General features: G+C 65.1%; 14 protein-coding genes. 9 read left to right on the forward strand and 5 right to left on the reverse strand.

The window, feature by feature from the left end; translation table 11 throughout:
* Positions 1-37: 37 nt before the first annotated feature.
* From PAF18_RS15370 to PAF18_RS15385, 4 genes are all read right to left on the reverse strand, one after another.
* Positions 38-778 (reverse strand): alpha/beta fold hydrolase, encoded by a 741-nt coding sequence (locus PAF18_RS15370; RefSeq protein WP_271116561.1) that lies wholly within the window; start codon positions 776-778, stop codon positions 38-40.
* A gap of 142 nt (positions 779-920) precedes the next feature.
* Positions 921-1,364 (reverse strand): YybH family protein, encoded by a 444-nt coding sequence (locus tag PAF18_RS15375; protein WP_271116562.1) that lies wholly within the window; start codon positions 1,362-1,364, stop codon positions 921-923.
* Between the two features lie 270 nt (positions 1,365-1,634).
* Complete coding sequence (locus PAF18_RS15380) at positions 1,635-2,444, reverse strand: VOC family protein (protein ID WP_271116563.1); 810 nt, start codon at positions 2,442-2,444, stop codon at positions 1,635-1,637.
* 23 nt (positions 2,445-2,467) lie between these two features.
* Positions 2,468-3,193, reverse strand: coding sequence for a DUF1428 domain-containing protein (locus tag PAF18_RS15385; RefSeq protein ID WP_271116564.1), 726 nt, complete (start codon positions 3,191-3,193; stop codon positions 2,468-2,470).
* An 80-nt stretch (positions 3,194-3,273) separates the two neighbouring features.
* On the opposite strand from PAF18_RS15385, the gene PAF18_RS15390 reads away from it, so the two are divergent.
* The 4 genes from PAF18_RS15390 to PAF18_RS15405 all read left to right on the forward strand — a co-directional run bounded on the left by PAF18_RS15390 (position 3,274) and on the right by PAF18_RS15405 (position 7,073).
* The gene (locus PAF18_RS15390; protein WP_271116565.1) at positions 3,274-3,942 is read left to right on the forward strand and encodes a winged helix-turn-helix transcriptional regulator; all 669 of its coding nucleotides are present in this window, start codon (positions 3,274-3,276) and stop codon (positions 3,940-3,942) included.
* A gap of 94 nt (positions 3,943-4,036) precedes the next feature.
* On the forward strand, positions 4,037-4,534 hold the full coding sequence (locus PAF18_RS15395) for a PRC-barrel domain-containing protein (protein WP_271116566.1): 498 nt from the start codon (positions 4,037-4,039) through the stop codon (positions 4,532-4,534).
* A gap of 128 nt (positions 4,535-4,662) precedes the next feature.
* A complete protein-coding gene (locus tag PAF18_RS15400; protein WP_271116567.1) occupies positions 4,663-5,805 on the forward strand; it encodes a type III PLP-dependent enzyme in 1,143 nt (380 codons plus the stop codon).
* A gap of 203 nt (positions 5,806-6,008) precedes the next feature.
* Positions 6,009-7,073, forward strand: a complete 1,065-nt coding sequence (locus PAF18_RS15405; RefSeq protein ID WP_271116568.1) for a T6SS phospholipase effector Tle1-like catalytic domain-containing protein — start codon at positions 6,009-6,011, stop codon at positions 7,071-7,073.
* A gap of 361 nt (positions 7,074-7,434) precedes the next feature.
* Here the strand turns inward: PAF18_RS15405 and metF are convergent, their stop codons facing one another.
* Complete coding sequence (gene metF / locus PAF18_RS15410) at positions 7,435-8,292, reverse strand: methylenetetrahydrofolate reductase [NAD(P)H] (RefSeq protein ID WP_271116569.1); 858 nt, start codon at positions 8,290-8,292, stop codon at positions 7,435-7,437.
* Positions 8,293-8,376: 84 nt separating this feature from the next.
* On the opposite strand from metF, the gene PAF18_RS15415 reads away from it, so the two are divergent.
* The 5 genes from PAF18_RS15415 to PAF18_RS15435 all read left to right on the forward strand — a co-directional run bounded on the left by PAF18_RS15415 (position 8,377) and on the right by PAF18_RS15435 (position 11,770).
* The gene (locus tag PAF18_RS15415) at positions 8,377-9,288 is read left to right on the forward strand and encodes a LysR family transcriptional regulator (RefSeq protein WP_271118156.1); all 912 of its coding nucleotides are present in this window, start codon (positions 8,377-8,379) and stop codon (positions 9,286-9,288) included.
* A gap of 91 nt (positions 9,289-9,379) precedes the next feature.
* Positions 9,380-10,168 (forward strand): inositol monophosphatase family protein, encoded by a 789-nt coding sequence (locus PAF18_RS15420; RefSeq protein ID WP_271116570.1) that lies wholly within the window; start codon positions 9,380-9,382, stop codon positions 10,166-10,168.
* Positions 10,165-10,557, forward strand: a complete 393-nt coding sequence (ybgC, locus tag PAF18_RS15425) for a tol-pal system-associated acyl-CoA thioesterase (protein WP_271118157.1) — start codon at positions 10,165-10,167, stop codon at positions 10,555-10,557. Before PAF18_RS15420 ends, ybgC begins: the two co-directional genes overlap by 4 nt.
* Positions 10,558-10,642: 85 nt before the next feature.
* Entirely contained in the window at positions 10,643-11,317 is a 675-nt protein-coding gene (tolQ, locus tag PAF18_RS15430) for a protein TolQ (protein WP_271116571.1), read from the forward strand.
* Between the two features lie 3 nt (positions 11,318-11,320).
* Entirely contained in the window at positions 11,321-11,770 is a 450-nt protein-coding gene (locus PAF18_RS15435) for an ExbD/TolR family protein (protein WP_271116572.1), read from the forward strand.
* The last annotated feature ends 2 nt before the right edge of the window (positions 11,771-11,772 follow it).

The following is an 11,772-nucleotide window of genomic DNA, read 5'->3' on the forward strand; positions in this document are numbered from 1 at the left end:
GGCCTCTGTTGACCCTCGAGGCGTTCGCCCATGATATTCAAGGCCATTCTGCGGACGAGATCCGCCGTTTCAACAGAATCGGCAGCTCCGGCTGCGCCAAAATGTTCATGTGGGTCGTCTCGGGCAGCACGGCCAGCCACGCCTCCGGGATCGCTTGCCGCATATGAAGCGCATGATCCAGCCTCACGAAATCGTTGTCGCCCAGCAGGATCTGCTCCGGCGCCGGGATCGCGGCAAACTCCTCATCTGTCCACCCCCAGTCAGAGGCGACGAGGGCTCCGGTCTTGGCCATCATCTGATCAAACGCCGCGGCACCGCCGGGGTTCATCTCGGCCATATCGGAGGCCATCCGCGCGAATTCCTCCTCGCTGGGCAGCAGCGCTGCGACCTCGGGCGATGGTTGATGCGTGGGATCGCGGTTCATCTCGACCAGATCGGGCAACATGCCACCGCCATTCTGGCTGGCCGAAATCGCCGTCAGCGAGGCAACACGCTCCGGCGCATTTACCGCCAGTTCCAGCCCCAGCATTCCGCCCATTGAGAATCCGATCACATGCGCACGTTCCATCTCCAGCGCGTCGAGAACGGCGAGCGTGTCGCTGCGCATCGTCTCCAGCGTGAATGGTCCTTCATGGATCGGGGTGTGGCCGTGCCCCTGCTGCTCTACCCCGATCACGGCGCGGTCCCCGGACAAGGCCGGGATCAGATCGCCGAAGCTGGACTGGATATTCATCGCCCCGCCATGCAGGACCAGCACCGGAACCGTATCCGCAGACAACGCGCCGTGAACTTCGTATTAGACCTCGTGCCCGCCAGTGCTGACCGTCTCGGCAAAAGCGGGCGGTGCCAGCGCGGCAACAGCCATCATCGTCATCAATTCTGTTCGCTTGACGTTCATCGAGCGCGCTCCTCTGCACGTGTCAATATATCTGCGCTTTGCCGCTGCCGGGCTCCAGATCCAGCGCCGCACGCTGGCTGTCATCCATGTAGAACGGGACCGAGTTGTGGTGATGGACGATCTTCCAGCCGCGTGCCTCCCGCCGGAAGCTCCAGGTGGCTCGGGTCCAGAATCCGCCGTCCTCGCCATTTCGGCGAAATTTCGTATGCACGAAGCCCCAGGCCATCGCCATCTTACCCGAAACGGAGATGCTAAGACCGTGATAGCTGATCGTCGGCGGGCTGTCCCAGCCGTCGATCCATTCCTGCAAGCCATCCGCATCGGCCTTGACCTGCAAAGGCGGCGGAAGGTCGAACAGCACGGCATCGCTGCGATAGGCGCTCATCACCGCAGCCGCATCGCCTGCTGCATGATCCCGTGACTGGGCGTGCAAAAGTGCCTCTATCTCTGCATGGGACTGTTCCATCGGAGACCCTCCTTGGCTTGTCTCTCGTAACTTCGTTCTGTCAATCAGACCCGACCTTACCCGCATCGGCGCGGACCATTCCGCCCGGCTCGGAACAAGGCGCGCAGCGCAGCCGGGCCAGCGTCCGACCGCCCCACGGGCGGACGCTTCTCCGCCGCCGCGCAGCAAACAAGCCCTTAGCGGGGCTGCCCCATAAAGCGCCCCTGCGGCCCGGTCAGAAGCGTTTCCCCGCGGTCGGGCGCTGGCCCTCTGTTGCGCGTCAGAGCAGCATTACGCCTCCGGCCCGACCACGGCGAAACCCGCCCCTTGCGGATCCTGCGCTACCGCGATCCAGGCCGGCCCCGGCACCTCGACCGGCCCGTGCAGCACCGTGCCGCCCGCCGACGCGATGTCCTCCACCTTCGCCGCCACGCTGCCATTCACCCCGAAATAGGGCAGCCATGACGGCACCGGCGCATTGCCCAGCCCCATGATCGCGCCGATATCCGCACCCTTCCGGCGGAAAAGCTGATATGTGCCCATCTCGCCCATATCCATCGCCTCGCCCTTCTCCCAGCCGAGCAGCCCGGCGTAGAAGGCGAAACCGGCTTCGGGGTCAGCGCTCATCAGCTCGTTCCAGTTGCCATGCCCGGCCCTGTTCTGGTCGAACGGGCTCGCGATCTCGCCCGCCTCGATCTTCGCCACCGTGTCGGCGGGCATCTCGCTCATATCGGGCGTCAGCACACCGAACCCCGCCCCCTGCGGATCGGCGAGGATGGCAAACCGGCCCGTGCCCGGAATATCCGCCGGTTCGCGATGCACCGTCGCGCCCTGCGAAACGGCGTCCTTGCAGAACGCATCGCAATCATCGACGGCGAAATAGATCATCCACATCGGCGGCATGTCGCAGACATCCTCGGGCATCTCCATCAGCCCGGCCACCATCGCGTCGCCCATCTTCCCGAGATGATAGGCAAACCCCTCCATCCCCGAATCGACCACGTCCCAGCCGAGGACGCGCGCATAGAACGCCCCGGCATCGTTCAGCTTGCCCCGACTGGTGGTCAGCTCATACCAGCAGGGATTTCCGTGAAAGCTCATCTGTCCGCTCCTTTTTCGGGGCCTCAGCCGGCCTCTGCGCTGTCGAAGATCTTCTCGAACCCGCCCCACATCATGCGCATCCCGTCAAAGGGCATGTCGGAGGCATCGAAATCCTTCATCTCCTCCATCATCTGTTCGGCGGCCGCGTCGCAGGTGGCGCGGTCGGGCCAGGCGTTCCAGGAAAAGATGACCGCCTCGCCATCCTCGGCCTTCGTGGCGCGATACATGTCGGTCTTTTCACCGCGCGGCACGTCCACGCCCCAATTCTCGACATTGGCCACGCAGCCCAGCCGTTCGAACATCGGCCAGGCGTCATCGGCCATCTTCACGTAAGCCTCGCGGTTCGCCTCGGGCACGGCTGCGAGGAAACCCTGCACATAGCCGGCCCCGTCAAGGCTGCCCTGTTCATAGATCGGCTCGAACCCGCCGAAAATCATCCGGCTGCCGTCAAAAGGCATCTCGCCCATCTCCTGACCGGCCTCACCCGACATCATCTTTGCCCAGGCGGCGTCAGCAGTGGCGCGGTCGGGCCATTCGATCCAGCTATAGGCGACGGTTTCGTCCGGCTTCGCCTGCACCGCGCTCAGCAGATCGGTGACCTTGCCCTTCTGCACATCGACGCCCCAGCCCTCGACCATGCGGGTCGCGCCCAGATCGCGAAAGATCGGCCATGCCTTCTGCACATGCGCCATATAGGCTTCACGGTCTTTCGTCGGCACCGCCGCAATCATTCCATTGATAAAAGTCATTTTTGTCCTGTCCCCAGAGAGTTTTCCCGAATCGCATCGTGCCAGTTGAAGTATTAAAAAGCAACTGTTAGTATTAAAACATGACTGAACACGGCAAATCACCGCGCCTCCGCTATGACGATGGCTGCCTCGCCGCCCACGCGCTGAACCTGATCGGGGATCGCTGGGCATTGCTGGTGGTCCGTGAGCTGATGTTCGCCCCCAAGCGCTTCCAGATGGTTCGCGCCGGGCTGTCAGGGATCACCGCCAGCGTGCTGACAGGACGGCTCGGCCAGCTGCGCGAGGCAGGGGTCATCGCCCATGACGAGCGGCTTGGCCTCTACAGCCTGACCCCGATGGGGCGCGGCCTTCTTCCGGTGCTCGAGGCGCTGTGCGAATGGGCGCTGATCACCCCCGGTCATGATCCGCGCCGCTTCATCTCGCCCTCGGCGCTGATGATCTCGATGGGGGTCAATCTGCGCCGCGACCGCCCGCCCGGGACCGAACTGCGCGGCGGCTTCGATTTCGGCAGCGAGGCGTTCGAGGCGCGGATCTCTGACAGCGGGCTGCGCGTTGATGCGGTGCAGCAGCCCAATGCGCCTTTCATCCTTACAGGGACCGGAAATGCGCTGGCCTTCACCGTCTATGGCCAGACGCCGCTGTCCGAAATGATCTCGCAAGGCACGGCGCAGGCGAGCGGCGATCTGATCGCCGCGCAACTCTTTATCGACCTGTTCAGCATCGCGCGTGACCCGGCGCGGATCGGTTGATCTTTGCTTACCGCCCCGACATTTCCGTGATCCGATGAAACACTCGGGCGCGGTGCGGGTTGTCCCGGTCCAAGACATGGAAAGGACAATCGCCATGAAAAATCTTTATCTGACTTCCGCGATGATTCTTGCGCTCGGCGGGGCTGCTGTCGCTCAGACAACGACCGAAGAAGCGCCTGCGGACGACATGACCCCGGCTGCCACCTCGGCGGAGGCTGCCGCCAGCGATCCCGGCGAGGCGATGCAGACCGGACTGCTGCGGGCCGAGGCGCTTGACGGGGCGGATATCTACACCGTGGACGTGACCGGCGCGACCACCTGGGACGACTCGATGGCCTATCAGGCCGTTGATGCCGATTGGGAAAAGATCGGTGAGGTCGAAGACCTCGTCCTGGACGTGAACGGCGACATCGTCGGCGCCATCGCAGAAGTTGGCGGCTTCCTCGGCCTCGGCGAGAAAGAAGTCATGCTGGACCCCTCCGAGGTCTCCATCGTGATGACCGAAGACCAGATCGCCGTCGTCTCGGCGCTGAGCCAGGAAGAGCTGGAGCAGCGCGAGGAAGTGGCCGAAGAGATCCGCGACGAGGACTGATCCTTCGCCTCTTGCCGTTGCAACGCCCCGGCTGGACCGGGGCGTTCGCATTTGAAAGCCCGGCGCGGATGCGATATTTCTGCGCCGGGCGGATCGCCCACCGACAGTTGCGATACAGGGATGCCGTGATGACGAAAGCCGATACCGTCTGGGACAACCCCGCCGAAATCATCCGCAACACGCAGCCCGAAAACCCGGTCATGGCCTTCGCGCCAAGCGTGTTGCAGGACACGGCGCGGCGGTTTCTCGACGGCTTCCCCGGGCTGGTCACCTATGCGGTGAAATCCAATCCCGAAGAGAGCGTCATCGAAAATCTCGTGCAGGCCGGGATCAGCGGCTTCGACGTGGCCTCACCGGCTGAAATCGACCTGATCGGCCGCCTCGCCCCCGATGCGGCGCGGCATTACCACAACCCGGTCCGCGCCCGGGCCGAGATTGCCCATGCAGTTCAGGCCGGCGTCAGGGCGTGGTCGGTGGACAGCAGTTCCGAACTCGACAAGCTGATCGAGATGGTGCCCTCCGAGAATTGCGAGATCTCGCCGCGCTTCAAGCTGCCGGTGGCGGGCGCGATCTATGATTTCGGATCGAAATTCGGCGCCTCGCCCGAACACGCAGCCGAGCTTCTGGCGCGGGTGGCGAAGGCAGGTTTCATCCCCTCGCTCACCTTCCATCCCGGCACGCAATGCACCGATCCCGGCGCGTGGGAACATTACATCCGCACCGCCCGCGACATATGCGAGATGGCCGGGGTGACGGCGCGGCGGCTGAATGTCGGAGGCGGCTTCCCCTCGCATCGGGTCAACGGGGTCGAGCCCGCGCTCGAAGACATCTTCACCCTCATCTCCGACACCACCGCCGAGGCGTTCGGCGCCGATGCGCCCCATCTCGTCTGCGAACCGGGGCGCGGCATCTGCGCCGATGCGTTCTCGCTGATTACCCGCGTCAAGGCGGTCCGCGATGGCGGGCATGTGTTCCTGAATGACGGGGTCTATGGCGGGCTGGCCGAATTGCCCATCGTCGGCAATATCGACCGGATCCAGCTTCTCGCCGCCGACGGCACCCCGCGCGGCGGCGATGAGACCGGGCGGGTCATTTTCGGCCCGACCTGCGACTCCGTCGACCGGCTTCCCGGCGAGCTGACCCTTCCCGGCGACGTGGCCGAGGGCGACTATCTGATTTTCCACGGCGCCGGCGCCTATTCGGTTGTGACCAATACCCGCTTCAACGGCTTCGGAGAGATGGCCCGCGCCACGGTCCGCAACCTCGGTTGACCCCGCCCCGCGTGCCGCGCTTTCGCACCGTCGCGGGGCGCGGCCAGGCTCGTCCGGTGTCGGGGCTGGGAACGGGCGGTGACGCCGATTTCCGGCGGCTGTTACGGCGCTAAAGATTAACCGCTCACATGGTTTTCACGCACATGGAACCGAGTTTCCGTGCGATTCATTTCCTTTGAAGTAATCGGTGCTACGCTGTTGTCATGGATCGCCCACCCGTCACCCATATCGTGCTGATCGACGGCACTTTCGCCTCTCTGATGGAAGGCCGACACTCGAATATCGGAAATATTTACAGGATGTTGCGACCCATGCGCGGTGCCTCCCTCCGGGTGCGCTACGCCGCCGGGCAACAGCTCGAAGCGTGGGGCAGCTTGCTGGGAATCGCCATGGGTCACGGCATGGGCGCGCGCATCCGCGACAGCTATGGCTGGCTCGCTTCGGGCTACCGGCCCGGCGACCGGATCTTCCTGCTCGGCTATTCGCGCGGTGCCTTCGCCGTCCGCTCCCTCGCCGCAATGATCGGCCGAGTCGGGCTCCTCCGCCATGACGCAGCCACGTCGCGCAATATACGCTCGGTCTGGCGCATGTATCGCGACGGGGGCGACGGTGGTCTGCGCGCCGATTTCCGCAGCCGCTTCTGCCATGATACGGCCCCGATCGAGATGGTCGGGGTTTTCGACACAGTCATGGCGCTGGGCATCCGTCTGCCGCTGTTCTGGATGCTGACCGAACCGCGCTTCCGCTTTCACGACCAGCATCTCGGCCATGATGTGCGCCGCGGCGTGCAGGCGCTGGCGCTGAACGAAAATCGTGCCGCCTATCGGCCGATCCTGTGGAACAGCGCCGAGCATCCGCCGGGCGCCATCACACAGATGTGGTTCCGCGGCTTCCATTCCGATATCGGCGGCCAGCTCTGGCGGAACGATGCCGCGCGTCCGCTGGCCAATATCCCTCTGGTCTGGATGCTGGAACAGGCGGAAGAGGCGGGGATGCCACTGCCCGAAGGCTGGCGTTGCTGGTTCCGCCGCGACGCCGACGCGCCGCCGGTCGGCAATTGGCGTGGCTGGGGCAAGGCCTTCCTGGCCCGCGGTCCCCGTGTGGCAGGGCTGGATGAAAGCGAGGCGCTGCATGTCTCGGTCGCGCGCCCCTATGACGGTCCGGCGGTGCTGGCAGGCCATCTCGCGCCGCTGGCCGAAGATGTCGGGGGCCGCCGCGCCAAGCGACGCGACCGCTACCTGCGCCGCGCCGGACAAACCCATCACTGACCATGAGCGGAAGCCGGGATACCGCGCGACCGGCCCAACTGGGCGCGGGCAGGGCGCCCGGATCGGCGAGCCGTTTGCCGGACGAAATGACCGCGAACCCACTGGCCGAGAGGGATGAGCTGCATCCGCGCCCGACATCCGCGCGGGTCAATCGTCATGCGCGATCCGGAGAAAGAAGCACCGAGGTTATCATTGGCTAAACGCGCCGCGCTTTCTGGGCATCGCGCGTTTCGTCCGCCATGACCTAACATCGCCTCTGCGTCGCCCAGACGGCGCGGCGACCCGACCCAGGCGCGGCTTTCAGGCCAGATCCCGCGCCAGTTGGAAGCACTTCCCCGACGGGCTCAGGCGGCGAGCGGGCTCAGGCGGCGAGGCCGTTCGCCGTGACACCCAGTTCGCGGCAGACGGCGAGCGTCAGGTCGGGCTTGTTCAGCGTGTAGAAATGCAGATGCCCGACGCCATCATCAAGCAGATCGCGGCAGAGCTTGACGCAAAGCTCCTCGGCCAGGGCCTGCTCGCCCTCGGGCCCGGCTTCTTCGAACGCCTCGACCGCCCAATCCGGCACCGAGGTGCCGCAGCTCTCGGCGAATTTGCGTGCGCCCTTCCAGCTCTGGATCGGCAGGATACCGGGCAGCACCGGCGCGTCGATTCCTGCGGCGGCGCAGGCATCGCGAAAACGGAAGAACGTTTCGGCGTCGAAAAAGAACTGGGTGATTGCCGAAGACGCGCCCGCCTCGATCTTGCGCTTGAGGAAGGACACATCGGCCGCGTTGGAGCCGCCGGAATCCGGATGCGGCTCGGGATAGGCGCCGGCGCGAATGGTCATGTCGCCGCGCGCAGCGATCGCCTCGATCAGTTCGACAGACGACGCGAAACCATCGGGATGCGCCTCCCATCGCTGCTGCCCCTTTGGGGCATCGCCGCGCAGCGCCACGATTTCCCGCACGCCGGACTCGGCATAGGCATCCACGATCTCCATCGTTTCGGCGCGGCTGGCATCGACGCAGGTCAGATGCGCCGCGACATTCAGCCCGTAATGGTTCGACAGCGCCGTCACCGCCTCATGGGTCAGCTTGCGCGTTGTCCCGCCCGCGCCATAGGTCACCGACACGAAATCCGGATGCAGCGGCGACAGGGCGCGCGCCGTGTCCCACAGCCGGAAGGAGGCATCCAGATTGCGCGGAGGAAAGAACTCGAAACTGACAGCGGGCGTATTCATTATGGGATTCCTTTTTCTCGCGCTCTTGTGCCACGCGCGGCGGCGTGAGACAAATTCATAATCCGCATGATTTTCATGAGAGCGATGCATCTAGAGCTGCGCCATCTTCGCACCGTCCGCGCCATCCATGAACAGGGCGGGCTCGCCCGCGCGGCTGAAATGCTGAACATCACCCAGTCGGCGCTGTCCCATCAGGTCAAGGCGCTGGAGGATCAGGTCGGGGTCGAGTTGTTCGTGCGCCGCGCGCGTCCGATGCGGCTTTCGGCGGCGGGAATGCGGCTCTTGCGGCTGGCAGAGCAGGTTATCCCGCTGATCGAGGCTGCCGAGGCCGAGCTGCGCGGGGTGGAGGCGGGCCGGGTGGGCCAGTTGCATATCGCCCTGGAATGCCATGCTTGTTTCGACTGGCTTCTGCCGGTGCTCGACCAGTTTCGCCGGACATTCCCCGAGGTCGATCTGGATATTCGCCAGCGCCTCGCCTTTGCCGCGCTGCCCGCTCTCCAGCGGGAAGAGGTGGATCTGGTCGTCTCGATGGACCCCGAGGATCTGGCGGGGATCCGGTTCGAGGGGCTGTTCGACTATGCGCCGACGCTGGTTGTTTCCGCCGGGCATTCGCTGGTCGCAAAAGGCTTTGCCACGCCCGGGGATCTCGCCGATGAAAGCCTGATCGTCTATCCGATGGACCGCGAACGGCTGGATGTGTTTTCGCAATTCCTCTCTCCCGCCGGGGTCGAGCCGCGCGAGATACGGCAGGTGGAGCTGACCGATGTGGCGCTGATGCTGGTCGCGGCGGGGCGCGGTGTCGCGGTGATGCCCGACTGGGTGTTGCGCCGCCATGCCGGCAACCCCGAGCTGGCGTTTCTGCGGCTCGGCCCCGAGGGGATGCGGCGGCGGGTCTATGCGGCGGCGCGCGAGGGCGATCTCGCGCAGCCCTATATGCAGCATTTCCTGCGCCTCGCCCGGACAGAGGGGGTGCGGGTCAAGCGGCCGCTGACCTGAACGGGGCGGCGCGGGCAATTGCAGCCTATGGCTTCCCTTTGCAAGCCAATCGCCCTAAACCCCCGCCAAACCGAGTTGCAGGAGCTGCGCGATGCCGAGCGCCAATATGAACGTGATGATCAAGGCTGCCCGCAAGGCGGGGCGCGGCCTGGTCAAGGATTTCCGCGAGGTCGAAAATCTCCAGGTCAGCGTGAAGGGTGCAGGCGATTTCGTCAGCCGCGCCGACCGCGAGGCCGAAAAGATCATCAAGGAAGAGCTGCGCGGCGCGCGTCCAAATTACGGCTGGGTCGGCGAGGAAAGCCCGGCCGAGGCGGGTGAGGACCCGACCCGCCGCTGGATCGTCGATCCGCTGGACGGGACCACGAATTTCCTGCACGGCCTGCCGCATTGGGCGGTCTCGATCGCGCTGGAACATAAGGGAGAGATCGTTGCCGCGGTGGTGTTCGATGCCGCCAAGGATGAGCTGTACACGGCCGAAAAGGGTGGTGGCGCCTGGATGAACGGCCAGCGCCTGCGCGTGTCGGGAAGGCGGCAGATGATCGAATCGATCTTCGCCACCGGTGTTCCCTTCGGCGGGCGCGGCACGCTGCCCGCGACGCTGAAGGATCTGGCCCGGCTGATGCCGCTGACCGCCGGGGTGCGGCGCTTTGGCGCGGCCTCGCTGGATCTGGCCTATGTCGCGGCGGGCCGGTTCGACGGCTATTGGGAGCGCGGCGTGCAGCCCTGGGACGTGGCGGCGGGCATCCTGCTGGTCAAGGAAGCCGGCGGTTTCGTCGAGGCGATCCGTGGCGAGGGTCCGGTGGTCGATGCGGGGAATATCGTATGCGCCAACGCTCAGCTCTTCAGCCAGTTCGCCGAGATCGTGCGGAGCCGGGACTGATGCATCGCTGGCCGGTCCGGGTCTATTACGAAGACACCGACCTGGCGGGGATCGTCTATTACGCCAATTATCTGAAATTCATCGAGCGCGCCCGCACCGAGTGGATCCGCGAGATGGGCATCGACCAGTCGGCGCTGAAGGCGACGGACGGGCTGGTCTTTGCCGTGCGCCGTGTCGAGGCGGATTACCTGGCGCCCGCGCTGTTCGACGATGCGCTGATCGTGACCACCGCTGCCGAGCGGATCACCCCGGCAAGGATCGAGCTTGTGCAGCAGGTTCTGCGCGATGATGCGGTGCTTTTTTCGGCCAAGGTGACGCTGGCCTGTCTCGGCCCCGATATGCGCCCGCGCCGTCTGCCCGGCGAACTCGCGCAACTCATGCGAAGTTGAACGGCATTTCGTTGGTCGCCGCCTGCGAGTTCTGCTAGAAGGCCCGCCAAAGGCTGGAAACCGGCCGCGGAGCTACGGGCAGATCATGGAACAACTCGACTTTTCGCTGATTGCGCTTTTCATGCGCGCCTCGCTGATCGTGAAGATCGTCATGGTGGTGCTGATCCTCGCGTCCTTCTGGTCCTGGGCGATCATCGTGCAGAAGCTGATGAAATTCACCGCCGCGCGCGCCGAGGCGTCGAAATTCGACCGCGCCTTCTGGTCGGGCGAGCCTCTGGACGATCTCTATGACCGGCTCGGCGACACGCCACGCAGCGCGGCCGAGCGGATCTTTGCCGCCGGGATGGGCGAATGGCGCAAGTCGCAGGACGACACGGGCGGCATGATACCCGGCACGCAGCAGCGCATCGACCGGGCAATGAATGTCGCCATCGGCCGGGAAGAGGCGCGGCTGACGCGCGGGCTGTCCTTCCTTGCCACGATCGGGTCTACTGCGCCCTTCATCGGCCTGTTCGGCACGGTCTGGGGCATCAAGACCGCGTTCGAGCAGATCGCGATTGCGCAGGATACCTCGTTGGCCGTGGTCGCACCCGGCATCGCCGAGGCGCTTCTGGCCACCGCGCTCGGCCTTCTGGCAGCGATTCCGGCAGTGATCTTCTACAACAAGTTCATTGCCGATGCGGATCGGCTCGGCGCGAATTACGAGAATTTCTCGGATGAGTTCTCGACCATCCTCTCGCGCCAGCTGAACGAGGGCTGAGCCATGCAGGTGCAGTCGCGCAACCGGCCCGGACGCCGCGGACGCAGCCGCCGCCAGCCCATGGCCGAGATCAACGTCACGCCTTTCGTCGACGTGATGCTGGTGCTGCTGGTGATCTTCATGGTGGCCGCGCCCCTTCTGACCGTGGGCGTGCCGCTGCAACTGCCCGACAGTGCCGCCAATGCCGTCGCTGCCGAGCCGCAAGAGCCGCTGACCGTGTCGGTGCCGGCCGAGGGGCCGCTGATGCTCATGGAAGACAGCGTGGCGGAAGATCAGCTTGTCACCCGGCTGCGCGAAATGGCCGAAGGGCGTCAATCGACCAAGATCTTCCTGCGCGCGGACGGTTCGATTCCCTATGCCCGCGTCGTTCAGGTGATGGGTGCGCTGAACGCAGCCGGGTTCAACGATATCGTGCTGGTGACCGACACTGGCGGGCCGCGGATGGACGGCTGATC

This window comes from Paracoccus sediminicola, from assembly GCF_027912835.1.
GTDB classification, from domain to species: Bacteria; Pseudomonadota; Alphaproteobacteria; order Rhodobacterales; family Rhodobacteraceae; genus Paracoccus; species Paracoccus sediminicola.

Bases quoted from the DNA above. Each gene is read 5' to 3' on its own strand.
- PAF18_RS15415 (WP_271118156.1), top strand. From the start codon at position 8,377: ATGCATCTAGAGCTGCGCCATCTTCGCACCGTCCGCGCCATCCATGAA.
- PAF18_RS15375 (WP_271116562.1), bottom strand. From the start codon at position 1,364: ATGGAACAGTCCCATGCAGAGATAGAGGCACTTTTGCACGCCCAGTCA.
- PAF18_RS15435 (WP_271116572.1), top strand. From the start codon at position 11,321: ATGCAGGTGCAGTCGCGCAACCGGCCCGGACGCCGCGGACGCAGCCGC.
- PAF18_RS15405 (WP_271116568.1), top strand. From the start codon at position 6,009: ATGGATCGCCCACCCGTCACCCATATCGTGCTGATCGACGGCACTTTC.
- tolQ (WP_271116571.1), top strand. From the start codon at position 10,643: ATGGAACAACTCGACTTTTCGCTGATTGCGCTTTTCATGCGCGCCTCG.
- PAF18_RS15395 (WP_271116566.1), top strand. From the start codon at position 4,037: ATGAAAAATCTTTATCTGACTTCCGCGATGATTCTTGCGCTCGGCGGG.
- PAF18_RS15385 (WP_271116564.1), bottom strand. From the start codon at position 3,193: ATGACTTTTATCAATGGAATGATTGCGGCGGTGCCGACGAAAGACCGT.
- metF (WP_271116569.1), bottom strand. From the start codon at position 8,292: ATGAATACGCCCGCTGTCAGTTTCGAGTTCTTTCCTCCGCGCAATCTG.
- PAF18_RS15400 (WP_271116567.1), top strand. From the start codon at position 4,663: ATGACGAAAGCCGATACCGTCTGGGACAACCCCGCCGAAATCATCCGC.
- PAF18_RS15380 (WP_271116563.1), bottom strand. From the start codon at position 2,444: ATGAGCTTTCACGGAAATCCCTGCTGGTATGAGCTGACCACCAGTCGG.
- PAF18_RS15420 (WP_271116570.1), top strand. From the start codon at position 9,380: ATGCCGAGCGCCAATATGAACGTGATGATCAAGGCTGCCCGCAAGGCG.
- PAF18_RS15390 (WP_271116565.1), top strand. From the start codon at position 3,274: ATGACTGAACACGGCAAATCACCGCGCCTCCGCTATGACGATGGCTGC.